This is a genomic window from Erysipelatoclostridium sp. MSK.23.31 (assembly GCF_019125875.1).
Taxonomy (GTDB): domain Bacteria; phylum Bacillota_I; class Bacilli_A; order Erysipelotrichales; family Coprobacillaceae; genus Thomasclavelia; species Thomasclavelia ramosa.
Map to the genome: position 1 here is coordinate 61,910 of NZ_JAHOCB010000007.1, position 26,092 is coordinate 88,001.

Below are 26,092 nucleotides of genomic sequence, written 5' to 3' on the forward strand. Positions count from 1 at the left end.
TCCTTAATCTTTATCATAGTATTCATCATATTCATCGTAATCGATTTCTTCATCATATTTACTATATTCATCATCTAAATCTTCAAAATCTTCGTATTCAATAACCTTTTTCGATTGAGTAGGTTCTTCTTCAACCTCAACAACTTCTTCGATTTCTGGTTCTTCTGCAACTTCAACAGCTTCTTCCACAACAGCTTCCTCAACTGCTTCATCTAACATTTCTTGAGCAAACTCTTCTTCAAAACTAGCATCAACAGGTGATGATTCTTCTGTATTATTAACTGTTTGAAGATCAATTAAACCAAGTTCAACAGCCTCACTAACAGATTTAATATCAATCTTCCAACCTGTTAAACGTACTGCTAAACGAGCGTTTTGACCACGCTTACCGATAGCTAAAGATAATTGATCATCTGGTACAACTACTAAAGCACTGTGATTTTCTTCATTAATAGATACCCACTTAACATCAGATGGACTCAAGGCATTAGAAATAAAGACAACCGGATCACTATTCCATAAAATAATATCAATCATCTCACCATTTAACTCATCAACTACATTTTTAACTCGACTTCCCTTTGGTCCAACACAAGAGCCAATTGGATCAATATTTTCATTACTAGTATAAACAGCAACCTTACTTCTTTCACCTGGTTCCCGTGAAACTGCTTTGATTTCAACTGTTCCATCATATACTTCAGGTACTTCTAATTCAAATAATCTCTTAACAAAACTCGGCTCTGTCCGGCTAACAACAATATGAGTTCCTTTAGTTCCACGATCAACATCGCTAACATACACTTTTAAATGTTGACCCTCATTTAATTTTTCACCAGGAATTTGTTGATTAGAAGCTAAGAAAGCTCCTGTTTTACCAATATTTACAATTGCAAATTTATCCTCAACACGATCAACGATACCTGTGATGATATCATCTTTTTTATCTGCAAATTCGTTATAAAGTGTTTCTTTTTCAGTTTCGCGAATCTTTTGTCTAAATAATTGTTTTGTTTGAATAGCTGCCAAACGTCCAATATGTTCGATATCGGCTTCAGTTTCAACAACATCTCCAATTTGATAATTAGGATTGATTGCTTGAGCTTCTTCTAGAGATAATTCAATATCTTCATCATCTAGATCATCAACAACTGTTCGAAGTTCAAATAATCTAAACTTTCCAGTTTTTTCATTAATTTCAACACGGACATTAGCATCAGGGTTTAAATAATTTTTCTTATATGCTTTACCAATAGATTCTTTAAGCATTTCTAAAAAGACATCTTTTTCAATCCCTTTTTCTTCAATTAATAAATTTAGTGCATCCATGAATTTTTTACTTGCCACTTTTTTATCCTCCTAAAATTTCACAGCTAGTCTTATAAATTTAATATTGCTATAGTCAATTTTAATTCTTTTCTTAATATTCTTAACTAAATATTCAAATTCAATCGTTTCATCTTCAATTGTTTTAATAAATCCTTCCACTTCATCCATTCCAGCAGTTGGATTAATGAATTTAGCGTAGACATACTTACCTACTGAAGCTTTAACTTGCTCAAAAGTCTTTAAGGGCTTTTCTACACCTGGTGAAGAAACTTCTAAATAATATTCTCCTTTGATCGGATCTTCTTCATCCATCTTTAAACTAATTGCTTCACTAACTGCTACACATGTGTCCATGTCTAGGGAACCTTCATTTTTTTCAACAAAAATGCGAAGATACCATTCGCCATTTTCCTGAAGGTATTCAATATCATCAAGATATACATCATTATTTTCTAAAATTGGTTTTATCAGTGTTTTAATCGTATCTAAAAGTTCCATTCTTTCACCTCTATTCAATAATAAAGAGTGGGTCACCCCACTCGCTTCTCTATGAAACTAAATAAATAATACCACATTTTTTTAATTATTGCAACTACTTAGAAAAGTGAAAGTTGATTACGCTCCTGCATTCCATTAAAAACCCCCATTTTAGATAGTGTTTTAATATGTGAATTGTTCAACTTTGTTCGTTTAATAACATCTTCTTTAGATAAAAACGGACCATCTGCTCGAGCATCTACAACTGTTTTAGCTACTGATTCACCTAATGCATCAATTGCACTAAACGGTGGAATCAACCCTTTTTCATCGTTTGGATCTAATATAAACTTGCTAGCTTGTGAATACTCTAAACTAACTGGATTAAAATGGAATCCCCGCTCAATCATTTCTAGTGCGATTTCAAAAATATCCCATAATCCTTCATCTTTGTTTGAAGAACTCCGTTCAGCTCTTAACTGCGTTATTTCAGCTCGTCTTGCCATGATAGCATCTTTACCTTGTACAAGTGTTTCAATATCATAAAAATCACATCTTGTTGTAAAATAAACAGCATAATATTCTCGTGGATAATATAATTTCCACCAAGCTACTCGAATTGCAGATAATACATAGGCAGCAGCATGAGCCTTAGGGAACATGTATTTAATTTTTTTACAAGAATCAATATACCACTGCGGTACATTGTATTCTTTCATTAGTTCTTCATATTTTTTTTCTGGGAAAACTACCGGTGACTTACCTTTACGGACACATTCCATGATATCGAAAGCATCCTTGTTTGGCAAACCTTTTTCAATCAAATAAACCATAATATCATCACGACATCCAATTACTTCAGAAAGTGTACAAGTCCCAGATTTAATTAACGTTTCAGCATTTCCTAAATATACATCAGTTCCATGTGATAGCCCCGAGATAATAACTAAATCATTAAATGTTTTAGGTTGGGTTTGATCTAACATTCCACGTACAAATGAGGTACCAAATTCAGGAAGCCCTAAAGCTCCATTTTTGCAACCAATAAAATCAAGATTACATCCTAATGCCTCACTGCTAGTAAACAAACTCATAACTTTTTTATCGTTAGTTGGAATATCCTTAGGATCAACACCTGTCAGATCTTGCAAAAATCGTGTTACAGTCGGATCGACATGGCCTAAAATATCAAATTTCAAAACATTATCATGAATAGCATGGAAATCGAAGTGAGTTGTTTTCCACGCAGCATTTAGATCATCTGCCGGAAATTGATACGGTGTAAAATCAAATACATCCATATCCCCTGGAATAACGATGATCCCACCAGGATGCTGTCCTGTTGTTCTTTTAACACCACCACAGCCGGCTGCGATTCGCTCTAATTCAGCAGAACGAATTGTTTGATCAGTCCCCATTAATTCAGCATATCCTTTTGCATATCCATAAGCTGTTTTTTCTGCTACTGTCGAAATCGTTCCTGCTCTAAAAACATGATCTTCACCAAATATTTCTTTAGTAAAAGCATGTGCATTAGCTTGATATTCACCTGAGAAATTTAAATCAATGTCCGGTACTTTATCAGCGTTAAATCCAAGGAAGGTCTCAAATGGAATATTATGTCCTTCACCCTTCATTATTTTACCGCATTTAGGGCACACTTTATCTTCCAAATCATAGCCATCAGCCACAATTCCTTCTTCTAAAAATTCGCTATGCGAACAATGGAGGCATACATAGTGGGGCGGTAACGGATTTACCTCTGTTATTCCTGACATTGTTGCAACAAATGAAGAACCAACAGATCCCCGAGAACCTACTAGATAGCCATCATCATTTGATTTTTTTACTAATAGATGAGAAATATAGTAAATGACCCCAAAGCCATGCTTGATGATATTACTAAGTTCTTTTTCAAGGCGCTTTTCAACAATTTGCGGTAACGGATTACCATATGTCTTATGCGCAGTATCGTAACAAATCTTCTTTAGATTTTCGTCTGCACCATCTATCTTAGGCGTGAACAATTTATCATGCACTGGTTTGATTTCCTCAACCATATCAGCAATTTTATTTGTATTTGTAACAACATATTCAAATACTTCGTCTTGTGGTAAATAAGGATAACCTTCTAACATTTCATTAGTTGTTCTCAAATATTGGCAGGGATTTTTAGCCTTAGGATTGCGTCGATCACACAGCGGATGAGCACGGTGACCAATTCCAATCGTCGGATTAGAGATAAAAACATCTCTAAAAATTTTATCACGAACTTCTAAAAAGTGAACATCACCAGTTGCTACAATTAATTTATCTAGTTTTTTTGCACAATCAATAATCCGATGTAAAGATTTGATTAACTCATCAGTATCTTGCAATTTTCCACGATCAACTAAGTGATAGTAGTCCTCAAGTGGTTGAATTTCAATATAGTCATAAAATTCCATGGCCCGTTCTAATTTTTCATCAGATAAGTTCAGAGCCGCCTCAAAAACATCACCGTTATAGCAACTGCTGCCATATAATAAGCCTTCTCGATAATGTTCTAAACGTTCTTTAGGAATTCTTGATCCATTATGAAAATATTTAGTATTTGCTTCACTAACCAATTTAAACATATTTTTTAAACCAGCTTTATTTAACGCCAATGCGGTCATATGATAAGGATAAACAATTTTATAAACATCATCCCCTGTTAATTCACACAAGTCTAAAAGATTATATTTACCGCTTTGCATAATTTGATGTAACATCATGTTAAAAACATCACCTAATACTTCAGCATCATAATCAGCACGGTGAGCCACTTCATCATCATAATTTACTCGATAACTGCGGCACACATTCCCCAATCGATACGATTTCATCGGTTTCAAAATTGCTCGTGCTAAAGCCAATGAATCGATAATTGGGTTCGTAATTTCAGGCATATTATTTCGCCGTAAATTCTCATTTAAAAATCCAATATCAAAATTAGCATTATGAGCGACTAAAATACAATCATCAAAAAATTCTATAATTCTAGGCAATAATGCATCAATCGTCGGTTCATTACGTACCATATCATTAGTAATGCTAGTTAAATTAGTGATTCTTGAGGAAATGCTCTTCCCTGGATTCACAAACATTTGCAGTCGATCAATTACTTCTCCATTTTTAATTTTGACAGCTCCAAATTCTGTAATCCCATCGTGAATAACTGATAGACCTGTTGTTTCCAAGTCAAAAGAAACATAGGTTGCATGTTCAATTGAGGTATCTATTTCGTTATAAACAATATTCAAAATCGGTTCGATCATATTGAATTCAACACCATAGATCATTTTAATTCCTGCTTTTCCAGCTGCCATTTGAGCTTCAGGAAAAGATTGGACATTACCATGATCAGTTACAGCAATTGCTTTATGTCCCCAGCTTGCTACAGCGTTAATATATTGGGTAATTGTTCCAACCCCATCCATCGCTGACATTTTTGAATGTGTATGTAATTCCACTCTTTTTGCTTCACTAGTATCTTTACGTGGTGCTGGGCTCTTAATCACTTCAACCTCGCGAGCCATCATAACTGTTTCGCGTGCAAAGCTATCAAAACGGGCTTCACCTCGAACTTTTACCCAAACTCCGCCTTTACCGATAACTTTTAATTCTTCTAACGAGTTATTAGAATTGTTTTCAAAACGTTTAACAATAATTGAATCAGTATAATCTGTAACCCATAAACTTTGAATATGTTTTCCCGCTCTTGTTTTAATCATTTCTGTTTTAAAAACAAAGCCTTTTATTACAATATTATTATCCATTGTCTGATTAGTAATCTCTTCAATTTTCATATCGATTGCTGCATTTTTTTGACGATAATTATTCTTATAATTATTTTGTTCTGACGCCGGTTTATCTGGCTTTTGGATTAAAGAAAGGTCAATTTCAACTGGTTCATAAGCTTCCATCTCTTCTTTAATATCTTTAAATACATCGTTTTCTTCATCAATATAAAAATCAAAATTTTTATCGATACCTACATCATTGAACATATCTTCAATTTGTGCTCTTAACTGACGTAATTGTTCTAACTGAATTTCATTACATGTTTCTACTCTAATAACTTTATCTTCGATTTTAAAACTTTCAACTGTTAAAGTAGCACAAACAGGATAATCTTTTTTTAATTTTTCTAAAAGGTATCCGGTATATAATAATAATTCATTTTGATTAAAAAATTCAGTTTCATAACTAATTTTATATTTAGTAGGATAAGGAAAATTATCGCGGTTATTTATTAATAATTGATACTCCTCAAATGGCAAAATCTGATTAAACACTAAGTGAAAAGTATAACTATTATCTCTCGCTACAACAACTTTACTGATTTTTCCTTCTTTTAAAATATTAGCTTGGCTTTCAATCTTTAAATTTTTTAATAATATTAATAATTTATTTTCCATCAAATCATCCTTCATTATTCTTATCAATATAACACTCAAACATTATAGCATAAAAAAAGGGAAAATTAATTCCCTTTATCCAAATATTCTAGAAATATCATTAAAGGTTACAAAGATCATTAGACCAAAAACAAGGGCTAATCCAGCAATTTGTAAACCATATTTAACCTTTAACGGTAATTCACGCCCGATTACTCTTTCAACCACAGCAAAGATAACTTGACAACCGTCTAAACCAGGAATAGGCAATAAATTGAACATTCCAATATTAGTCGATAATAAAGCTAGCAATGTTAATAATTGACTAATTGATCCTGTTTCAGTAATTTGAGCCGTTACGTTGTAAATTCCCGCTGGTCCTGACAATTGTCCAATTGTATTAGCGGAGTCTGTAAATAGCTTACCTAATGTTGTAAAAATCAACAGCGCCATCTCTACAAATTTAGTTACCCCATAATTAATAGCTTCAAAAAAGCTTAAATTTCTTGTTGCTGGAGTCAAACCCATTGTGTATGAATTAGAATCACTATTATATTTTGCATTAACTTCTTTAGTAATTGTTTTACCATCACGGACCAATTCAACTTGCAACATTATTGTAGCACTTTTTGATTTAAGATTATCATTATTCAACACTTCACGAATGTCTGCAAAAGATGCAATAATATTTTCATGACCATCATAAGTAATTTTAGAAATAGTATCTCCCGCCTCAAGGCCTGCAATCATTGCGGGACTGTCCGAAGTAACTTTCCCGATTTCAGGTGTATTAGTTTGAACATCTATTACACAATAAACACCAATTAAAATTACTAATGATAGAACAAAATTCATAAAGACTCCGGCTAAAAAAACAACACACTTTTTCCAGCAGCTAATGCCCTTTAAAGTACGCTCAATTGGAACATCTTTAAATTCCTCAATATCATTATCAGCCTCTCCAGCCATTGATACAAAACCACCAATTGGTAAAGCTCTGATTTCATATTCTGTCTCACCTTTTTTGCGCGAAAATATCTTTGGTCCCATCCCAATTGAAAATTCACTACAATAAACCCCAAACGATTTAGCCGTAATAAAATGTCCTAACTCATGGATCAGCACAACGATTCCAAGAATCAAAATAAAAACGACAATATTAATTAATGTCTGCATTAATCTTCTCCTATCTCTTTTAAAACAAAGTTTCGAGCCCAAGCATCGATTTCAATCAACTGTTCAAGTGTTGGATTTTTGACTAACTGATGTTTATTCAATGCTTTCTCAACTAAATTTTCAATTTCAAGAAACTCAATTTTACCATTTCTAAATAGCTCATTTGCTTGTTCATTTGCACCATTTAACACACACGGCATACTTCCACCACTTTTGCCGGCTTGATAAGCTAAAGCTAATGCTCTAAAACGTTCAAAATCTGGCTTTTTAAATGTTAATGATGCAATCTTTGCTAAATCAAGACTTTCACCACCAATTAAATAATCACGTTCTGGATAAGTTAAAGCATATTGAATTGGTAACCGCATATCTGGATTGCCTAATTGTCCGATAATTGAAGTATCCACAAATTCAACCATCGAATGAATGATGCTTTCAGGATGAATTAAAACTTCAATTTGATCATAATCCACGTCAAATAACCATTTTGCTTCCATTACTTCCAACCCTTTGTTAAATAAAGTTGCAGAATCAATTGTAATTTTAGCTCCCATTGACCAATTCGGGTGATTTAATGCTTCTTTAACAGTTACACCTGCTAATTCATCACGTTGCTTATCACGAAAGCTGCCACCACTAGCAGTTAAAATAATCTTCTTAATTTTATTGTGTTCTTCGCCATTTAATGATTGAAAAATAGCAGAGTGTTCACTATCAACCGGTAGAAGTTTGACGCCATATTCTTTTACCAGTTCAGTAATTATATGCCCCGCTACGACTAAAGTTTCCTTATTCGCCAAAGCTATATCTTTTTTTGCTTTAATTGCTTCAATTGTTGGGACTAAACCAGCAAATCCGACAATTGCATTTAATACAATCTCAATCTCTGGTAAAGTTGCAATTTCTATCAATCCACTTTCACCATAAACAACTTTAAGATCAGGATATTTTTCTTGAAGATATAAAGCATCTTCTTTTTTTACCATACAGATATACTCAACATCAATCATTGCTAAAATTTCCTCAACCTTAGCCACATTATACCCTGCTGCCATTGCTGTAATCTTAAACTGTTCAGGATGATTCATTACAACATCAACTGTCTGCATTCCAATTGATCCAGTAACTCCTAATACTGTAATTTTTTTCATTTTATAACCTCACCATTACTAAAAAGAAACTAAAAACTATTGCATTAAATAAAATACTATCAATACGATCTAATATGCCACCATGTCCAGGTAATAAATTAGAGTAATCTTTTACTCCAAAATGACGTTTCACAGCACTAAAAACTAGATCACCAATTTGACTAGTGAAAGTTAAAACGAAAAATGCTGCAATTAAAATCACATTATTTTCTAACAAACCTAAATAACTAGCATACCCAACTGATAGTAAAGTCCCAAGCAGCACCCCACCGATTGATCCTTCTATTGTTTTCTTTGGAGATAATCGAGGAATCAACTTGTGTTTACCAAAAAAAACTCCTGCAAAATATGCGCCTGTATCACTACCGTAAGTAGCTAACGCAAGCAATAAAATATATTGAAAACCATATACATCACGAAGTGACATTAAAGCATGTAAACCAGCACATATTAGTACCCCCATCGTAAAAATATAACTAGTGCGTTCAATTGTCAAGGTGTCATCAAAAATTGTTGCTCCAAATAAGACAATCAAATAGATTAAGATTCCATAAGAAGCTAAAAATAAATCATCCTGGTCAAATAAAAAACCATAGATAAAAAATCCACAGACGATTGGATATAAATACATTTTTATTTTTGGACGAGTGCATATATGTAACATCTCATACACTGCCAATGCTAGAATCACTCCAATCAAGCCTTTAAAATAATATCCCCCAAATATAACACAAGGAACAGCAACCAGCATCAAACAGATTGCCGTAATAATTCTTTCTTTCATTATTTTAATCCTCCAAAACGACGATCACGATTTTGGTACATCCAAATCGCTTTATCAAGTTCATTTTCATTAAAATCGGGCCATAAAACATCTGTAAAAATAAATTCTGCATATGCTAATTGCCATAACAGGAAATTCGACAAACGTTGTTCCCCGCTAGTTCTAATCATTAAATCAACTTCCGGTAGATCCTTAGTCATCAACTCATCATTAAAGACAGTTTCATTAATTTCATTTACACCTAATTCACCAGCTTTTACTTTCATTGCTAGTTTTTTTGTTGCTTCTAAAATTTCATCACGTCCACCATAAATAAAAGCAAAACATAATTTTAGACCAGTATTATTTTTAGTCTTATCAATTGCAGAGTTAATAATATCTTGAGTTTCTTTAGGAGCCATTTCTAAATGTCCGATTGTACAGATTTTTACATTATTTTCTATCAGTTCTTTCATATACAATTCAAAGAAATCTTTTGGTAATTTAAAAATATACTGTACCTCTTGCTCTGGTCGTGCAAAATTTTCGGTTGAAAAAGCATATACAGTCATAGCTTTGACTCCTAACTTATTACAATGCAAAGCAACATCTCGAATTGTTTTAGTCCCCTCATGATGTCCATAAGTGCGTGGCATCTTCCTTTTTTTTGCCCAACGACCATTTCCATCCATAATAAAAGCTATATGTTGAGGAATATTATCTTTATCAAGAACATGATAATTAAATTCTTCATTCTTCTTTTTCTTAAAAAACATTTGTCGTCCTCCTGTTTAACTATTCGAGATTATACCATAAATTCATTACAAAAAAAAGCCTAAGCAACATTGCTAGACTTAATCATCCTAGTACATATAAATTATTTATTTAATTTACTACATTAAAATAAGAAAATATACACCTTCATAACGATTATGGTCTTTACAGCTTTTTATAATTCCAGCATCTGATTGCCTGTTCTAATGTCTTTCCTTTGTTATTTTTAAAGAAATCAGAATATATGTATTATATTCAAATTTTTTATCAATTACAGTTTTTGTTGACTTTTTTGCTTCTAAAATCTCATAATATGCTTTAATTGCATCAGATATATTTTACCAGTGTTCGTCTTCAACCATTTTTGAAATGGGACGTTAAAAGAAAAAGTTTTGTCTATTTTTTCTTTAAAGAAAACACGATGTTTTTGTGAACAAACAAAATTTTCTTCAATTTTACTATCTTCTGTTATAATTCCTATTTGACATTTACTTTTATTCGAACTTATCAAATCCGAAATATTACCAGTATCTAAAAAATAACCAATTCTCTCTGTAATTTCCACTTTACCACCACTCATAGGTAATCCATTAACTCGACAAAATGCCACAGGCTCTTCTTTTAAATAATAGTAGCTACGAAATATTTCGCTATCTAAATTTCAATCCGAACATGGTCTTTTATGCATATATTTTCTTCTTTCTAAATAAATTAGATAAAATGGGCGTTTAAAACGCCCATCTAATTATACAGTCATGATATCTTTTTCTTTTACTTTTGCAATTTCATCAATTTCTTTAACAAATTTATCTGTTAATTTTTGAACTCTTTCTTGACCAGCTTTGATTTCGTCTTCACTACCATCTGTTTTCTTAATTTCATCATTACTGTCACGGCGAATATTGCGAATTGACACCTTAGCATTCTCCGCAAATTTCCAAACATTTTTAGCAAACTCTTTACGACGTTCTTCAGTTAAAGCGGGAACCATAATACGAATAATCTCACCATCGTTTTGTGGAGTAAGACCTAAATCCGCTTCATAAATGCCATGTTCAATATCTTTAATACTTGATTTGTCATAAGGTTTAATAACTAATTGACGGCCTTCTACTACCGAAATACCAGCAATTTGATTCACTGGAGTTGGTGAACCATAATAGTTAACCATTACTCGATCAAGCATATTAGGATTTGCACGACCAGTTCTAACAGATGATAAATCACGTTGGAAAGATTCAATCGTCTTTGTCATTCTTTCATTTGTATCATCTAAAATCATATTTATCATTTTATTTTCCTCCTGAGATTGTTGTTCCGATATCATCGCCATTACATGCTTTAGCAATGTTTCCGTCTACAGACATATTAAATACACATAAATCAATATTATTGTCTTTACATAAAGTGATAGCTGTTTGATCCATGATTTTTAAATCTTTTTGTAATACATCAAAATACGAAATAGTATCGAAGCGAATTGCATTAGGATCAACTTTTGGATCAGCTGAATAAACTCCGTCTACCCCGTTTTTAGCCATTAGGATAACATCTGCGTTAATTTCTGCAGCTCTCAAAGCAGCTGTTGTATCTGTTGTAAAAAAAGGACTTCCTGTTCCAGCTCCAAATATTACTACTCGCCCCTTTTCTAAGTGACGAATTGCTCGTCTTCTAATATATGGTTCAGCAACTTGACGCATTTCAATCGCTGAAAGAACACGAGTTGGAACGCCAATGGCCTCCAATGCATTTTGAACAGCTAAACCATTCATTACAGTAGCCAGCATTCCCATATAGTCAGCACTTGAACGATCCATTCCCATATCAGCACCAGTTTTACCACGCCATAGGTTCCCGCCGCCACAAACAATTGCAATCTCAACTCCTAAATCTTTGGCATCTTTAATTTGACGAGCGATATCTGCTACTGTATGAGCGTTGATACCAGTTTTATCATCTCCAGCCAATGCTTCACCACTTAATTTCAATAATACCCGATTATACTTCATATTAATCTCCTTATTTATATTTTATAAAAAAAGATTTATGCTTAAATTCGCACATCATTATCAGCTAATAATGATTACTTTTTCCTCTAAAAAATTTATCATATTTTCGTCGTTTAGTCAAGGTACATTCCTAGTCGAATGACGCTTATCCAAAGAAAAAACACTATCTAATGATAGTGTTTTAAAAGTTATTATTTTGCGTTCATTTGAGCAGCAACTTCTTCAGCAAAGTTTTCTTCTTTCTTTTCGATACCTTCACCAACTTGGAATCTAACCATATTGATTACTTTACCTTCACCTAAGAATTTAGCTACAGTTTCATCCGGATTTTTAATGAATTCTTGATCAACTAAGCACATTTCTTTTAAGTTTTTATTTAATCTACCTTCAACCATTTTTTCAATAATATTTTCTGGTTTAGGTTTAGCAGCTGCTGCGTTTTCTTCCATTGCTTGAGCTTTTAATACAGATAATTCATGATCTAAAACTTCAGCAGGAATTGCAGTTCTATCAATATATTTAGGATCAGAAGCAGCAACATGCATAGCCACGTCACGAGCCTTATCTTCAGTAGAATTAGCAACTTTAACAATTGCAGTCATTTTTCCACCCATATGAGAATAAGCACCAAATACTTCGTCAGCAGTTTTAGTTAAAACTTCGAATCTTCTGAAACTTAATTTTTCTCCAATTTTACCGCTAGCTTCAGCGATAACAGTTTCTAATTTTTTACCATCTACTTCAGTGTTTAATGCAGCTTCTAAATCAACAGGTTTATTAGCAGCAACAACTTCAGCGATATTTTTAACTAACCCTTGGAATTCAGCGTTCTTAGCAACGAAGTCAGTTTCTGAGTTAACTTCAACAATTGCAGCAGTATCCCCATCTAATACGAAAGCAGTTAAACCTTCAGCAGCGATACGATCAGCTTTTTTAGCAGCTTTTGCGATTCCTTTTTCTCTTAACCAGTCAAATGATTTTTCGATGTCACCATCACAAGCTTCCAAAGCTTTTTTACAATCCATCATTCCAGCACCAGTTTTTTCACGTAATTCTTTTACTAAACTTGCAGTAATTGCCATTTTAATTTTCTCCTTTATTTGTTTTTTTTATTAAAAAGGGAAAAGCTTTGCTTTCCCTTATTTTACAGAATTATTTTCCTTCAGTTCCAGCTGTGTTATCTTTATTTGGTCTAGGAGCATTATTTCTTCTAGGATTAGGTCTTCCACCTTTATTTCTAGGTGCTCTTCTTTGATTATTTTCAACTGAAGTGATTGCATCGTTCATAGATACTTCTTTATCATCTTCATCTTTAACATATGCTACAGTTAATGGTTCATTTTTAGCTTCACAAATTGCATCAGCCATTGCAGCAACAATTAATTTTACTGCTCTAATTGCATCATCATTAGCTGGGATTACATAATCAACTTCATCAGGATCACAGTTAGTATCAACGATACCGAATACAGGGATACCTAAGATTTTAGCTTCTGCTACAGCATTATGTTCAGCTTTAGGATCTACTACGAATAAAGCATTTGGTAATCTTCTCATTTCTTTGATACCACCTAAGTTCTTTTCTAACTTAGCAGCTTCTTTTTTAAGTAAGATTACTTCTTTTTTAGGCAATAAATCAAAAGTACCATCAGCTTCCATTTTTTCTAATTCAATTAATCTTCTAATTCTTTTTTGAATTGTTTTGAAGTTTGTTAAAGTTCCTCCTAACCAACGAGAGTTAACATAGAAACTTTCTGAACGAATAGCTTCTTCTTTAACAGCTTCTTGAGCTTGTTTTTTAGTACCAACAAATAATACTTTTCCACCTTTAGCAGCGATTTCATTCATTGCTTTATAAGCATCATCGATTTTTTTAGATGATTTTTGCAAATCAATAATATAAATCCCGTTTCTTGATGTGAAAATGTATGGAGCCATTTTTGGATTCCATCTTTTTGTTTGATGTCCAAAATGAACACCTACTTCTAATAATTTTTTCATTGAAATTACTGACATTGTAACTTCCTCCTTTTGTTTTTTTCCTCCATTATTTCGAACATTTATCACCTTACGGCACTAGATAAATGAATTCATAATGTGTGTATTTTTCATACCTGAAACATTTTATCATAGATTTTTCAATCATACAAGCATATTTTTCATCATTTTAACTTGAATTATTCAATATTTCGTGGATGTGCTTTTAAATATACCTCTTTTAAATGATCTCTTGAAATATGTGTATAAATTTGAGTGGTTGATAAGTTTTCATGACCTAACAACTCCTGAACAGTTCTAATATCTGCTCCTGCATTTAATAAATGTGTAGCAAAGGAATGTCGAATTGTATGAGGATGAATTTTTTTGGTTGAATCATAAAGTCGCATTATTCGATCTACTATGTTTTCTACTCCTCGGTTAGTTAGAGGATTACCGAATTTATTAACAAAGACGAAATTATGCCCCTCATTTTTTATCATTAAATTTTCACGAGCTTCTTGTATGTATTTAATCAACCATTCTCCAGCATAATCATGAAATGGAACATAACGATCTTTATTCCCTTTTCCATGAATAAATAATACCATTTGATTAAAATCTATATTTGAAAGTTGTAAATTTACAACCTCTGAACACCGCAAGCCTGATGCATACATTAATTCCATCATCGCTTTATTACGAATTCCCAGATCATCTTTTGTTTCAATACTATCTAATAGTCCTAGGATTTCTTCAGGAAAAAGAAAATCCGGATTACGCTTTGCAACTTTTTGGGATTCAATAAGCAAAAAAGGATTATCATTTATTAACTCTTCTTTTAATAAATAGTTAAAAAAACTTCTTAACGCACTGAGTTTATGATTAATTGTTGTTTTAGAAAGATTTTTTTCATATAGCTTAGTAAGATATCCACGTAGCATTGCATAACTCACATCATTATAATCATCAATAGATTCTTCAATAAGAAATTGTTTGAAATGATCGATCTGACGCTTATACGATTCTATTGTTTTATCAGCATAGTGACGCTGATATTGTAAATAATCAAGATATTGTCGGAAATATTTATCCAAGGTTGTTTTCATCAACAAATCCCTTCATTGTTTCCAACGCTCTTGATGCATAAGCAGCTTTACGTTCTTTTTTCTTGATTCGTATTGGAAAATCTGGCAAAATTCCAAAATTAGCTTTCATTGGTTGAAAATCTTCTTTCGAGGCATTAGTTATATAATTAGCCAACGCTCCCATAACAGTATTCTCCGGAAAAATCAAAGGCTCTTTATCTTCTAATAACCGGATCATGTTTATTCCGGCAGCCATACCACTTTGAGCAGATTCTACATATCCTTCTACTCCAGTAATTTGACCTGCCATAAATATATTAGAATAATTTTTTAACTGGTATGTCTTTAATAGATGTTTTGGTGAACAAATAAAACTATTTCGATGCATTACTCCATATCGAACAAAACTTGCATTTTCAAGTCCTGGAATCATTTGAATAATTCTTTTTTGTTCAGGCCAAGTTAGATGTGTTTGAAAACCAACAATGTTATATAAACTTGCTTGGACATTGTCTTGTCTTAACTGCACAACAGCATAAGGGCGCGTCCCATCCGGCGCAGTAAGTCCAACTGGTTTCATCGGTCCAAATAACAACGTTTGTTTTCCACGGCGAGCCATTTCTTCAAAAGGCATACAGCCTTCAAAAAATTTTTCTTCAAAATCTTTAGGTTTAACAACTTCCGCATTGACTAGGGCATCATAAAAAGCATTGAATTGTGCTTCATTCATAGGACAATTAATATATTCATTATCCCCTTTATCGTAGCGAGATTTATAATACGCAATTGCAAAATCAATGCTTTCTTTTGCAATGATTGGTGCTGCTGCATCAAAAAAATAAAAATAATCTTCCCCTAACTTTTCTTTAATTGCTGTTGCAAGAGCATCACTTGTCAAAGGACCAGATGCGATAATTGTGTAACCTGCAGGAAATTCTTTTGCCTCTTCATGAATTACTTCAATCAAGGGATGACTCTGAATGTACTCCGTTATCGCTTGAGAAAAATTATTACGGTCAACTGCAAGTGATCCTCCCGCTGGGACTTGATGTTTTCTAGCATATTTAATAATGAGACTATCCATCATTTCCATCTCTGCCTTTAAAACACCGACCGCATTTCCAGTCCCATCAGCACGAAGTGAATTAGAGCAAACCAGTTCTGCAAAATTACCGCTATGATGAGCTGGGGTCATCTTTTTAGGACGCATTTCATACAGTCGAACTTTATATCCTCTTTTTACTAATTGATGACAGGCTTCCACACCAGCCAGACCTGCTCCAATTACATTTACAATTTTTTCCATTTTATCACCTTTTCTAATTTTATCATTTCTATTTTGAAAACAAAAGTAGAACTTTCGTTCTACTTTATGATTGTCTTACATTTCGGGTAATTTGAACAAGCTTTGAACTCACCCCAACGTCCTTGTTTGATTACAATCGGAGAACCGCAGTTTGGACACTCTTCATCCGTCATAACAGGTTCTTTTTTCTTGCTGTTTTTAATATACTTACACTCAGGATAATTTGAACATGCTTCAAAACGTCCAAAACGACCATTTTTAAAAATCATCTTACTTCCACACTTAGGACATTCTTCACCCGTATATTCAATCTCTACAGGGTCTTTTTTTACATATTTGCATTCTGGATAATTTTCGCAGGCAACAAAAGTTCCATAACGTCCTTTACGTTCAACTAGATCATGTCCACATTCAGGACATTTTTCTCCAGTTTTCTTCGGTGCAATCACTTCCATTTTATCATATGCATTATCAAGCAACGGTTGAAATAAATCTAAGAACTTTTGTAAAGCGTGAGCATATTCATCTTGCCCTTCAGCAATATCATCAAGCTCATGTTCCATTTTCGCTGTATATTCAACATTGATAATATCATTAAAATATTCTGTTAATCGATCACTTGTCAAGATTCCAGATTCTGTCGGTTTGAAAGCTTTATCAACCAATTCAACATATTGACGAGTTTGAATTGTATCAATAATCATTGCATAAGTACTAGGACGACCAATTCCCAGTTCCTCCATCTCTTTAATTAATTTTGCTTCACTATAACGAGCTGGTGGTTTAGTAAAATGTTGAGTTTTTTCAATGTTTTTACTTAATAACATTTCTTTTTCTTTAAGCTCCGGCAAAATTTCATTACTTTGTTTTTCATAATCGCCGTAAACTCTTAGGTACCCATCAAATTTGATTACTGAACCACTAGTCTTAAACTCATAACCATTATTCATCAATGATACTGAAGTTGCATCAAATTTTGCTGGAGCCATCAATGAAGCCATTGCTCGAGCGTAAATTAATGAATACAATTTTAACTCTTCTGGCTTTAAATATTCTTTTACACTTTCCGGCGTTCTTAATGCACTCGTAGGACGAATCCCTTCGTGAGCGTCTTGAACATTTTCTTTTTTCTTTCCTACTTTTACTTTTCCAATATACTCTTTACCATATTTTTCACCAATATAATCTTGAGCTGCACTGACAAAGGTATCTGATAAACGAGTTGAGTCAGTACGCATATAAGTAATTAATCCGACTGTCTCATTTTCTAAAGTAATCCCTTCATAAAGCTTTTGAGCAATTGACATTGTTCTTCTCGCTTTAAAACCTAATTTAGAAGATGCTTCTTGTTGTAAAGTCGAAGTAATAAAAGGTGGTTTTGATTCACGCCGTTTAGTCGTTTTTTTGACACTAGCGATTTCAAATTCTTTATTTAAAGCTTCATAAATTGCAGTAGCTTCTTCACCATTTTTTATCTCAATCTTCTTATTATTATATTTAGCTAGTTCACCACTAAATTCAATTTTGTCTTTCTCAAATTCTGCTTTTATTTTCCAATATTCTTCGGGAACAAAAGCTTCAATCTCACGTTCTCTTTCAACAATCAATCTTAACGCAACAGACTGAACACGACCTGCACTTTTAGATTTGATCTTTTTTTGTAGCAGTTTTGAAAGTTTGAATCCAATAATCCGATCTAAAACCCTTCTTGTTTCTTGAGACTTAACTAAATTTTGGTCAATTTTACGAGGATGACTTAGTGCATCAACTACTGCATCCTTTGTAACCTCATTGAAAACAACACGATTTTCTTTATCCATATCGACATTTAATACTTGAGCTAAATGCCATGAAATTGCTTCTCCTTCGCGGTCAGGGTCAGTTGCTAGATAAACATCATCTGATTCTTTTACAAGTTGTTTTAATTCCTTAACAACATCTTTTTTGTCTTTATTTATAACATATTTAGGTTCGAATTGATTTTCAATATCGACACCTAACCCTTCTTTTCCTGAAGTTGCCAAATCCCGAACATGTCCTTTTGACGAAGTGACTACATAATCACTCCCTAAATATTTTTCAATTGTTTTGGATTTTGATGGCGACTCGACAATAACTAATTTTTTGCTCATTTCATTTCCTCCACGCGATTAACACAATTATTAGTGTTTTTTAAAGTTTTGTCAACTAAATTTTTTAAAACTGTTTTTATCCATTAAGAATGTCGCTCACATTTATAACTAATTTAGCACCCTGTTGAATTAAATAATTGCAACCCAAAGCATCGTTGATACGGCTAGGAACACAATATATATCTTTTCCCTGTTCTAGACCGTGCCCGACTGTGATCATCGTACCACTTTGCTGATTTGCTTCAGTTACTAATATAGATTCACTCAATCCTGAAATTATGCGATTTCTTCTTGGAAAATTTATTTTTTGTGGTATAAATTTTCCCGGATACTCACTGATAACTAAATGATGATCTTTTAAAACCTGATACAGCTGTTGATTTCTGTGTGGATAGCAATAATCAATACCACTTCCTAAAACAGCTATTGTTTGACCATTAGCTGTAATTGTACTTTGATGTGCAATCGTATCGATTCCCATTGCCATACCGCTTATAATTGTGTAACCTGCTTCAACCAACTGTGCTGCTAGTGCTGCTGTGCATTCTACGCCATATGTACTAGGATGTCGCTTCCCAATTACACTAATACATTTATTTTTAACCAAAGCTAAGTTACCATAATAAAATAAAACGAATGGCGGACAGGCAATCTCTTTCAAAGCAGTTGGATAATCTGGCGAGATCAAAGTAGTGTAATTGGCTGTAATATCTTTAAACAATTCTTTTTTCAATTTTTCATCTATCTTTTCTTTACACTCTAAAGCTTTTAAAATCGAATCAAAATCACCTGCATATTTTAATGAAAAATATAATAAGATTTCTTCCATATTTTTATCACCTCATTATTATATACTTCATTAAACTTAAAATTACTTTTAAAAATCAAAAAAATGTCATTAAAAATCAAATGACATCTGTTTTGAGAATATCTTTTGGACCGGTCCAAAAGATTTACGATGAATTGGACAAACTCCATATTTTCCCAGAGCTTCTTTATGTGCTTTCGTAACATATCCTTTATGCTTTTCAAAACCATATTCAGGATACTCCAAAGCATAAGCTTCCATCAAACGATCACGCGTCACTTTAGCCAATATACTGGCACCAGCAATCGAGATACTTTTAGCATCACCTTTAATGATTGAAAGATGGTCAGGATAATCAATCGGCATTGCATCTGTTAATGCAAACATCTTCTCTTTTTTTAGTAGTTCTAAACATTTTTCCATCCCCTGTTTACTTGCTTGGTACACATTCAAACGATCGACATCTGCAACACTAATAATTTCAATATCATAATATAATGCATTTTCAATAATCAAATCGTACAATACTTCTCGTTTTTTAGCACTTAACTGCTTTGAATCATTAATTCTTTCATCATAAAACCCTTTAGGAAAAACCACTCCAGCAACAACCAATTCTCCAGCCATCGGACCACGACCAGCTTCATCTAAACCAATGATATAGTCATATCCAGCTTGATAATACTTTTCTTCATACTCATAGCGTTCCATTTGGCAACTCCCAAGTTATTTTCCCCATATTACCATCAAAAATATCATTAAAAAACACTTCCATAACCCGATCATAGTCAGTATAGCCACGCACTGGTTTGATTTTACGATTTTTTGCAATATCATCATATGCTTTTTCTACCCAATCGGTATTTAAGTCGATTATAATATTGTAGCGATTACAAACAATGTTTGCATAATGGGTTTCTAAATAATTAACAGCATAAATAAACAATTCATCAAGTGGTAAGATATCTTGCTTGATTGACCCGATCAAAGCAATGTTTCGAGCAACATTCAAATCATCAAATTTCGGCCATAACACTCCCGGCGTATCGAATAATTCAAAATCTTTGTCTACTCTTATAATCTGTTGAGCTTTAGTAACCCCAGGTCGATTCCCAGTTACTGTCGCTTTTCTTTTTGCTAAACGATTTATAAAAGTTGACTTCCCAACATTAGGAATTCCTAAAACCATTGCTCGCATTGCCCGTGGTTTTAATCCCCGCTTAGCTTCACGTTCCATTTTTTCTTTCAATATTTCTTTGCATACATCAATGACCAACTGATATTCATTAAAATTCTTTAAATTCACACAAATTGCATAAATACCTTTTCCCTTAAAATACTCAATCCACTTACTTGTTGCCTTAGAATCCGCTAAATCTTTTTTCGTCATTACGATCAACCTTGGCTTATTATTACAAATTTCGTTAAACATTGGATTTTTTGAAGATAGTGGAGCCCTAGCATCAACAAGCTCTATCACTATATCAATCAATTTCATTTTTTCACTAATTTCCCGACGAGCTTTAGCCATATGTCCAGGAAACCATTGAATCTGTTTTACCATTTTAAACCTCCTACTTAATTAAATTCATATTTTTTAACGGGAAAATAACTAAACCTTTTTTGCCTATAATGTCACTATATTTAAATGTACCTAAAGTTCTAGAATCAGCAGATTGTAACCGATTATCACCTAATACAAAGATCTCATCGTCATTTAATGTGATTTCAAAATCATTAGTAAATAGTTCCGTTTGATATTTTATTTTAGCTTTTGCGATATAATCTTTATTCAAGTACTTTTCATCATAGTATGTTCCATTAATATATAGTTTATCATCTCTATAAACAAGAGTATCACCAGGTAACCCAATTACCCGTTTAACAATATCCTTATCCAATTTTTCACATTTCAATACAACTATATCAAAACGTTTTATATCACTTCGCTCAAGTGATAACGCATTTACTATTGCAATATCTTCATCATGAAGAGTTGGATACATACTTTGACCATCAACCCTCACCGGAATAATTATTTTAGTAAAGGTTACAGTTGTAACTGCAACGATTGCCAATAGTTGTAGTGAAAACTTGATAACTTCTTTTTTCTTTGACATAAAAAAGTCCTCCTACATTATGTCTATTATACAAAAAATTAGAAAAAAAAGAAATGGCGAGCCATTTCTATTTTCTAATTTCTTTAATTCTAGCAGCTTTACCAGATAATCCACGTAAGTATCCAAGTTTAGCACGACGTACTTTACCAACTTTAACAACTTCAATATGATCAATAATTGGAGTGTGGACAGGGAAAGTTCTTTCAACTCCAACTTGGTAAGAGATTTTTCTTACTGTAAAAGATTCAGAAATTCCACTACCTTTTCTGGCGATACAAACTCCTTCAAATAACTGAATACGGAATTTTTCACCTTCTTTAATTTTTACGAAAACTTTTAATGTATCCCCTGCTTTGAACTCAGGAATATCATTTCTCATTTGTTTTTTAGTGATTTGTTCTACTAATTGTAAATTCATTACTATTTCTCCTTATCAAAATTTTGTCTTAAACGTTCATTCGATTAACCAGCGGAACATCTGCAGTCTTGCGACTGTTACATTATAGACTGATCAATCATAAAAATCAATCATTTTCTTTTATTTTTTTCATCATTTCGATACTTTCAGCATCAAATTGATACGATTCCAATAAGTCCGGTCGTTTCAAATAGGTCTTTTTTAATGATTGGAACTTGCGCCATTTGCGAATATTTTCATGATGCCCACTCATTAGTACCTCAGGTACTTCATTACCATCATAGCATTGTGGGCGAGTATACTGAGGATACTCAAGCAGTCCATGGCTAAAAGAATCATCCATATGACTGTCTTCTTTGATTGCTCCATCTAATAAGCGTATCACTGCATCACTAACAACCATACTTCCTAGTTCACCACCAGTTAAAACATAATCACCAATCGATAATTCCATATCAACATAATCACGGATTCGTTCATCAAAACCTTCATAATGACCACAAATGATAATTAAATGTTTTTTAGCTGACAATTCTACAGCACAACCATGATTCAAAGTAATGCCTTGAGGTGACATTAAGATAATAAAACTATCATCAGTTGCAATTGTTTTGAGACATTCAACAATTGGTGCACACATTAAAACCATCCCTTGTCCTCCGCCATAAGGATAATCATCGACATGCTTATGTTTATCAATAGAAAACTCTCTAAAATCATGTAATTCAATAGTAACTAAACCTTTGTCAATCGCTCTTTTGATGATCGACGTATTTAAAAAACCTGTAAACATTTCTGGAAACAATGTTAAAATATCAATCTTCATCAATAAGCCCCTTTATTAGCATAACTACAATAATTTTCTTTTCTACATCAACATCTTTAATAAATGCATCAACATACGGTATTGCAACATTTTTACCATTATGATCAATATTTAAAATATCATGACGAGTATTATCATAAATTGAAGTAACTGGACCAATTTTTGTTCCCTCTGTAGAAACAACCTGCATTCCAATTAAGTCTGTATAAAAATATTCATCAGCATCTAAGAGTTCATCATCTTTATACCCATAAACAAAAGAACCAATATATTTTTCAACCAAATTAATATCTTGATTATCCCTAAATGATACTAAATAATTTCCTTTGTGTATCCGCGATGTAATAATTTTATAGACCAAATCTTGATTTTGATAACTTATAATAATTTCGTTTCCTTTTTTAAATCTTTTATCAGCAAAATCACTATTTGATCTAATTTTTAGTTCTCCCTTTAAGCCATGTGTTCCTACTATTTTTCCAATTTTAAGTTTTTCCATTAGTCCTCCATATAATAAAAGATGTGCTCAGCACATCTTTTATTGTTCATACGATTCAAACTTAATATCTAATTTTTTATTGGCCATGCGACCAGCAACAGACATAAGCTGTCTAATTGAATTAGCCATCATACCTTTACGACCAATCAATCGCGCAATATCCGATTTAGCTGAATAAACATGTAGTACCACTACATCTTCTTCTAACGACGGCATTTCACGTACTTCTAAATGGTCTTTATCTTCAACTAATTCAATCGCGATATCTTTAAGAATCTTTGCGTAATCCATGATTATTTACCTGATTTAGAATCAGCAAATTTTTTAATAATTCCTTCTTTAGATAGTAAGTTTTTAACTGTATCAGATGGTTGTGCTCCATTGTTTAACCATTTTAATACTTCTTCTTCTTTAATTGTAACTTTTGCAGGGTTAGTGCGTGGATCATAAGTTCCTAATAGTTCAATAAAACGTCCATCTCTTGGAGCTCTTGAATCTGCTGCTACAATTCTATAGAAAGGAGCTTTCTTAGCACCCATTCTTAATAATCTTAATTTTACTGCCATATACATATCCTCCTAATTAATTTACTCACTAAATTTATCATACTCTAGATAAGGTGTCAAGCTTTTTTACTTGACAGTGTTTATTTTTTTCTAGCAGAAACAATCAGCATCATCGGGCGGCGTAACTCATCCTTAAACTCAGGATGTGCAATAAGGGCATTTGAACTTACCGTTGGTTCTTTAACTTGAATTATTTCAAATCCGCCATTTAACAGTTCATTTAAATAAGTCGTCAATGTGCGATGATATTTAATTACTTTTTCTCCTAAAAACACCGCCTCACGTTTTCCTTCAAGATAATAATTATCTACAGGAAAATGCTCAATTTCACCAGCTTCATTATAATACCAGTCTTGATCTCCTTTAGCAGTAAATACAGGATGTTCAACATTAAACACCAAATATCCACCTGTTTTTAACCATTTATTTACTTTTTTTACAAAATCTTGGTAGGAAGGTAAATAGTGAATCATTAAAGAGCAAATAACAATATCAAATACAGCTTCTCCAAAATTACTTTCTTCAAACGAAATGCATTCATATTTAATCCGCGGATCATTGTTTTTGATTCTTGCTGTTTCAATCATTTTGCTAGAAATATCGCTTGCGATAACTTTTTTTGCACCGTGTTCAATCGCATATATAGAGTGCCAGCCATATCCACAACCTAAATCCAATACTGTTTTATTTGTAAAATCAGGTAAAACTCGTTGTAATACATGCCATTCTCCTGCACCCTCTAATCCATTTTTACTCCGCGACATCTGACTATATTTTTCAAAAAAGGCTGGATCATCATATTTATTTTGAGTCATTCATATTCTCCTTTAGTAATAAAAAGCCTGAATTTATCAGGCTATTTTTTCTTCTTTTTATGACGGATTTTTTTACGATTAGGATTACCGATATTAGGGTTCTTTGCACGTCCCCCTGGCATTGGCATACCTGTATTAGGATCAACATTACCTAACATCTTCATCATTTTTTTAGATTCTTCAAATTGTTTTAGCAAGCGATTAACTGCTGCAACATCTTTACCACAACCTTTAGCAATTCTCTCTTTTCTAGATAAAGTAATAATACTTGGATCTCGACGTTCCTCTTTGGTCATTGAAAAGATAATTGATTCAGTCATTTTTAATTTCTTTTCAGAGTCCTCATCATTCATTTTTGGTAACTTAGGCATTCCTGGAATCATTTTCATAATTCCTGATAGTGGCCCCAATTTCCTTAACTGCTGCATTTGAGAAAGCATGTCATCAAGACCAAATTGTCCCGATTGCATCTTTTTATAGGCTTTCATTGTATCTTTTTCATCATATACATCTTGTACTTTTTCAACTAAAGATACAACATCGCCCATTCCCAAAATACGATCAGCCATACGATCAGGATAGAATAAATCGATAGCATCTAATTTTTCACCAGTACCAATGAATTTAATTGGTACATTTGTAATATGACGAATTGATAGAGCTCCCCCACCACGAGAGTCACCATCTAATTTAGTTAAAACAGCCCCAGTAATGCTCAACTGTTCATTAAATGAACTGGCAACATTAACAATATCTTGTCCAGTTAAAGCATCAACAACTAGTAAAATTTCACTTGGATGAGCGATCTTTTTAATATTAGCCAGCTCGTTCATTAATGGTTCGTCAATATGTAAACGCCCCGCAGTATCGATAATAATTACGTCATTATTATGGTCACGAGCAAATGTCATCGCTTCTTCTACGATTGATTCAGCAGATTGTGATGTCCCTTTTTCGTAGACAGGAACATTCAATTGTTCACCTAATGTTTTTAACTGATCCACAGCAGCTGGGCGATAAATATCTGCAGCAACCAACAATGGTTTTTTACCATATTTCTTGGTAATTAATTTTGCGATTTTTCCAGAAGTTGTAGTTTTCCCAGAACCCTGAAGTCCAACCATCATAATAACAGTTGGCTTCTTATCAAAATCAACTTCCGCAACACTTGTTCCCAGTAACGAAACTAGTTCGTCATGGACGATTTTTACAACAACCTGTCCCGGTTTTAATGAACCTAAAACATCTTGTCCCAACGCTTTTTCTTTTGTTGCAGCAATAAACTCTTTTACAACTTGAAAGTTTACATCTGCCTCTAATAATGCTAAGCGAATTTCGCTAAGCATTTCTTCCATATTTTTTTCAGTCAAACGCCCTTGTCCAGAAACTTTCTTTAAAGTCCCTTGCAGACGTTCTGATAATGAATCAAATGCCATA

The 26,092-nt window shown here is 33.0% G+C and carries 26 protein-coding genes; all 26 read right to left on the bottom strand.

The window, feature by feature from the left end:
* Window positions 1-3 precede the first annotated feature (3 nt).
* The 26 genes from nusA to ffh all read right to left on the bottom strand — a co-directional run bounded on the left by nusA (window position 4) and on the right by ffh (window position 26,091).
* Window positions 4-1,347, bottom strand: coding sequence for a transcription termination factor NusA (gene nusA / locus KSU54_RS05275; protein ID WP_117791797.1), 1,344 nt, complete (start codon window positions 1,345-1,347; stop codon window positions 4-6).
* 12 nt (window positions 1,348-1,359) lie between these two features.
* Window positions 1,360-1,827 (bottom strand): ribosome maturation factor RimP, encoded by a 468-nt coding sequence (gene rimP, locus KSU54_RS05280; RefSeq protein WP_003538242.1) that lies wholly within the window; start codon window positions 1,825-1,827, stop codon window positions 1,360-1,362.
* A gap of 98 nt (window positions 1,828-1,925) precedes the next feature.
* Window positions 1,926-6,248 carry a PolC-type DNA polymerase III gene (locus KSU54_RS05285; protein ID WP_008791753.1) on the bottom strand — a complete coding sequence of 1,441 codons (4,323 nt, stop codon included), beginning with the start codon at window positions 6,246-6,248 and terminating at the stop codon, window positions 1,926-1,928.
* A gap of 75 nt (window positions 6,249-6,323) precedes the next feature.
* The gene (locus KSU54_RS05290; RefSeq protein WP_003538240.1) at window positions 6,324-7,403 is read right to left on the bottom strand and encodes a M50 family metallopeptidase; all 1,080 of its coding nucleotides are present in this window, start codon (window positions 7,401-7,403) and stop codon (window positions 6,324-6,326) included.
* Window positions 7,403-8,554, bottom strand: coding sequence for a 1-deoxy-D-xylulose-5-phosphate reductoisomerase (locus KSU54_RS05295; protein WP_003538239.1), 1,152 nt, complete (start codon window positions 8,552-8,554; stop codon window positions 7,403-7,405). The genes KSU54_RS05290 and KSU54_RS05295 overlap by 1 nt, the downstream gene beginning before the upstream one ends.
* 1 nt (window position 8,555) lies before the next feature.
* A complete protein-coding gene (locus KSU54_RS05300) occupies window positions 8,556-9,338 on the bottom strand; it encodes a phosphatidate cytidylyltransferase (protein ID WP_003538238.1) in 783 nt (260 codons plus the stop codon).
* Window positions 9,338-10,093 carry an isoprenyl transferase gene (locus KSU54_RS05305; protein ID WP_008791755.1) on the bottom strand — a complete coding sequence of 252 codons (756 nt, stop codon included), beginning with the start codon at window positions 10,091-10,093 and terminating at the stop codon, window positions 9,338-9,340. Before KSU54_RS05305 ends, KSU54_RS05300 begins: the two co-directional genes overlap by 1 nt.
* 296 nt (window positions 10,094-10,389) lie before the next feature.
* Window positions 10,390-10,701, bottom strand: coding sequence for a DUF6434 domain-containing protein (locus KSU54_RS05310; RefSeq protein ID WP_003538235.1), 312 nt, complete (start codon window positions 10,699-10,701; stop codon window positions 10,390-10,392).
* Between the two features lie 135 nt (window positions 10,702-10,836).
* Window positions 10,837-11,382, bottom strand: a complete 546-nt coding sequence (gene frr, locus KSU54_RS05315; RefSeq protein WP_008791757.1) for a ribosome recycling factor — start codon at window positions 11,380-11,382, stop codon at window positions 10,837-10,839.
* Between the two features lies 1 nt (window position 11,383).
* Window positions 11,384-12,100 (bottom strand): UMP kinase, encoded by a 717-nt coding sequence (gene pyrH, locus KSU54_RS05320; protein ID WP_003538233.1) that lies wholly within the window; start codon window positions 12,098-12,100, stop codon window positions 11,384-11,386.
* Between the two features lie 191 nt (window positions 12,101-12,291).
* Window positions 12,292-13,182 (bottom strand): translation elongation factor Ts, encoded by an 891-nt coding sequence (tsf, locus tag KSU54_RS05325; RefSeq protein ID WP_003538232.1) that lies wholly within the window; start codon window positions 13,180-13,182, stop codon window positions 12,292-12,294.
* 70 nt (window positions 13,183-13,252) lie between these two features.
* A complete protein-coding gene (gene rpsB, locus KSU54_RS05330) occupies window positions 13,253-14,116 on the bottom strand; it encodes a 30S ribosomal protein S2 (RefSeq protein ID WP_009300653.1) in 864 nt (287 codons plus the stop codon).
* Window positions 14,117-14,277: 161 nt separating this feature from the next.
* Window positions 14,278-15,186 carry a tyrosine recombinase XerC gene (xerC, locus tag KSU54_RS05335; protein WP_003538230.1) on the bottom strand — a complete coding sequence of 303 codons (909 nt, stop codon included), beginning with the start codon at window positions 15,184-15,186 and terminating at the stop codon, window positions 14,278-14,280.
* On the bottom strand, window positions 15,167-16,471 hold the full coding sequence (gene trmFO, locus KSU54_RS05340) for a methylenetetrahydrofolate--tRNA-(uracil(54)-C(5))-methyltransferase (FADH(2)-oxidizing) TrmFO (protein WP_117791798.1): 1,305 nt from the start codon (window positions 16,469-16,471) through the stop codon (window positions 15,167-15,169). The genes xerC and trmFO overlap by 20 nt, the downstream gene beginning before the upstream one ends.
* Before the next feature lie 59 nt (window positions 16,472-16,530).
* On the bottom strand, window positions 16,531-18,603 hold the full coding sequence (topA, locus tag KSU54_RS05345) for a type I DNA topoisomerase (RefSeq protein WP_008791761.1): 2,073 nt from the start codon (window positions 18,601-18,603) through the stop codon (window positions 16,531-16,533).
* A gap of 76 nt (window positions 18,604-18,679) precedes the next feature.
* Complete coding sequence (gene dprA / locus KSU54_RS05350; protein WP_003538226.1) at window positions 18,680-19,432, bottom strand: DNA-processing protein DprA; 753 nt, start codon at window positions 19,430-19,432, stop codon at window positions 18,680-18,682.
* Between the two features lie 69 nt (window positions 19,433-19,501).
* Entirely contained in the window at window positions 19,502-20,122 is a 621-nt protein-coding gene (locus KSU54_RS05355; RefSeq protein ID WP_117791799.1) for a ribonuclease HII, read from the bottom strand.
* Window positions 20,109-20,975 carry a ribosome biogenesis GTPase YlqF gene (ylqF, locus tag KSU54_RS05360; RefSeq protein WP_003538224.1) on the bottom strand — a complete coding sequence of 289 codons (867 nt, stop codon included), beginning with the start codon at window positions 20,973-20,975 and terminating at the stop codon, window positions 20,109-20,111. The genes KSU54_RS05355 and ylqF overlap by 14 nt, the downstream gene beginning before the upstream one ends.
* 10 nt (window positions 20,976-20,985) lie before the next feature.
* Window positions 20,986-21,531 (bottom strand): signal peptidase I, encoded by a 546-nt coding sequence (gene lepB, locus KSU54_RS05365; RefSeq protein ID WP_003538223.1) that lies wholly within the window; start codon window positions 21,529-21,531, stop codon window positions 20,986-20,988.
* A gap of 67 nt (window positions 21,532-21,598) precedes the next feature.
* A complete protein-coding gene (gene rplS, locus KSU54_RS05370) occupies window positions 21,599-21,949 on the bottom strand; it encodes a 50S ribosomal protein L19 (RefSeq protein ID WP_003538222.1) in 351 nt (116 codons plus the stop codon).
* A gap of 106 nt (window positions 21,950-22,055) precedes the next feature.
* Window positions 22,056-22,775 (bottom strand): tRNA (guanosine(37)-N1)-methyltransferase TrmD, encoded by a 720-nt coding sequence (gene trmD / locus KSU54_RS05375; protein ID WP_003538221.1) that lies wholly within the window; start codon window positions 22,773-22,775, stop codon window positions 22,056-22,058.
* Entirely contained in the window at window positions 22,765-23,274 is a 510-nt protein-coding gene (gene rimM, locus KSU54_RS05380) for a ribosome maturation factor RimM (protein WP_008791762.1), read from the bottom strand. Before rimM ends, trmD begins: the two co-directional genes overlap by 11 nt.
* A 39-nt stretch (window positions 23,275-23,313) precedes the next feature.
* Window positions 23,314-23,565, bottom strand: a complete 252-nt coding sequence (locus tag KSU54_RS05385) for a KH domain-containing protein (RefSeq protein WP_003538219.1) — start codon at window positions 23,563-23,565, stop codon at window positions 23,314-23,316.
* Between the two features lie 2 nt (window positions 23,566-23,567).
* Window positions 23,568-23,840, bottom strand: coding sequence for a 30S ribosomal protein S16 (gene rpsP, locus KSU54_RS05390; protein WP_003538218.1), 273 nt, complete (start codon window positions 23,838-23,840; stop codon window positions 23,568-23,570).
* Window positions 23,841-23,920: 80 nt separating this feature from the next.
* Window positions 23,921-24,655 (bottom strand): class I SAM-dependent methyltransferase, encoded by a 735-nt coding sequence (locus KSU54_RS05395; protein ID WP_003538217.1) that lies wholly within the window; start codon window positions 24,653-24,655, stop codon window positions 23,921-23,923.
* A gap of 41 nt (window positions 24,656-24,696) precedes the next feature.
* Window positions 24,697-26,091: a signal recognition particle protein gene (gene ffh, locus KSU54_RS05400; RefSeq protein WP_003538215.1), complete on the bottom strand. Its 1,395-nt coding sequence runs from the start codon at window positions 26,089-26,091 to the stop codon at window positions 24,697-24,699.
* Window position 26,092: the final 1 nt, after the last annotated feature.

Bases quoted from the DNA above. Each gene is read 5' to 3' on its own strand.
- rimP (WP_003538242.1), bottom strand. From the start codon at position 1,827: ATGGAACTTTTAGATACGATTAAAACACTGATAAAACCAATTTTAGAA.
- KSU54_RS05285 (WP_008791753.1), bottom strand. From the start codon at position 6,248: ATGGAAAATAAATTATTAATATTATTAAAAAATTTAAAGATTGAAAGC.
- KSU54_RS05290 (WP_003538240.1), bottom strand. From the start codon at position 7,403: ATGCAGACATTAATTAATATTGTCGTTTTTATTTTGATTCTTGGAATC.
- KSU54_RS05295 (WP_003538239.1), bottom strand. From the start codon at position 8,554: ATGAAAAAAATTACAGTATTAGGAGTTACTGGATCAATTGGAATGCAG.
- KSU54_RS05300 (WP_003538238.1), bottom strand. From the start codon at position 9,338: ATGAAAGAAAGAATTATTACGGCAATCTGTTTGATGCTGGTTGCTGTT.
- KSU54_RS05305 (WP_008791755.1), bottom strand. From the start codon at position 10,093: ATGTTTTTTAAGAAAAAGAAGAATGAAGAATTTAATTATCATGTTCTT.
- frr (WP_008791757.1), bottom strand. From the start codon at position 11,382: ATGATAAATATGATTTTAGATGATACAAATGAAAGAATGACAAAGACG.
- pyrH (WP_003538233.1), bottom strand. From the start codon at position 12,100: ATGAAGTATAATCGGGTATTATTGAAATTAAGTGGTGAAGCATTGGCT.
- tsf (WP_003538232.1), bottom strand. From the start codon at position 13,182: ATGGCAATTACTGCAAGTTTAGTAAAAGAATTACGTGAAAAAACTGGT.
- rpsB (WP_009300653.1), bottom strand. From the start codon at position 14,116: ATGTCAGTAATTTCAATGAAAAAATTATTAGAAGTAGGTGTTCATTTT.
- xerC (WP_003538230.1), bottom strand. From the start codon at position 15,186: ATGAAAACAACCTTGGATAAATATTTCCGACAATATCTTGATTATTTA.
- trmFO (WP_117791798.1), bottom strand. From the start codon at position 16,471: ATGGAAAAAATTGTAAATGTAATTGGAGCAGGTCTGGCTGGTGTGGAA.
- topA (WP_008791761.1), bottom strand. From the start codon at position 18,603: ATGAGCAAAAAATTAGTTATTGTCGAGTCGCCATCAAAATCCAAAACA.
- dprA (WP_003538226.1), bottom strand. From the start codon at position 19,432: ATGGAAGAAATCTTATTATATTTTTCATTAAAATATGCAGGTGATTTT.
- KSU54_RS05355 (WP_117791799.1), bottom strand. From the start codon at position 20,122: ATGGAACGCTATGAGTATGAAGAAAAGTATTATCAAGCTGGATATGAC.
- ylqF (WP_003538224.1), bottom strand. From the start codon at position 20,975: ATGGTAAAACAGATTCAATGGTTTCCTGGACATATGGCTAAAGCTCGT.
- lepB (WP_003538223.1), bottom strand. From the start codon at position 21,531: ATGTCAAAGAAAAAAGAAGTTATCAAGTTTTCACTACAACTATTGGCA.
- rplS (WP_003538222.1), bottom strand. From the start codon at position 21,949: ATGAATTTACAATTAGTAGAACAAATCACTAAAAAACAAATGAGAAAT.
- trmD (WP_003538221.1), bottom strand. From the start codon at position 22,775: ATGAAGATTGATATTTTAACATTGTTTCCAGAAATGTTTACAGGTTTT.
- rimM (WP_008791762.1), bottom strand. From the start codon at position 23,274: ATGGAAAAACTTAAAATTGGAAAAATAGTAGGAACACATGGCTTAAAG.
- KSU54_RS05385 (WP_003538219.1), bottom strand. From the start codon at position 23,565: ATGGATTACGCAAAGATTCTTAAAGATATCGCGATTGAATTAGTTGAA.
- rpsP (WP_003538218.1), bottom strand. From the start codon at position 23,840: ATGGCAGTAAAATTAAGATTATTAAGAATGGGTGCTAAGAAAGCTCCT.
- KSU54_RS05395 (WP_003538217.1), bottom strand. From the start codon at position 24,655: ATGACTCAAAATAAATATGATGATCCAGCCTTTTTTGAAAAATATAGT.
- ffh (WP_003538215.1), bottom strand. From the start codon at position 26,091: ATGGCATTTGATTCATTATCAGAACGTCTGCAAGGGACTTTAAAGAAA.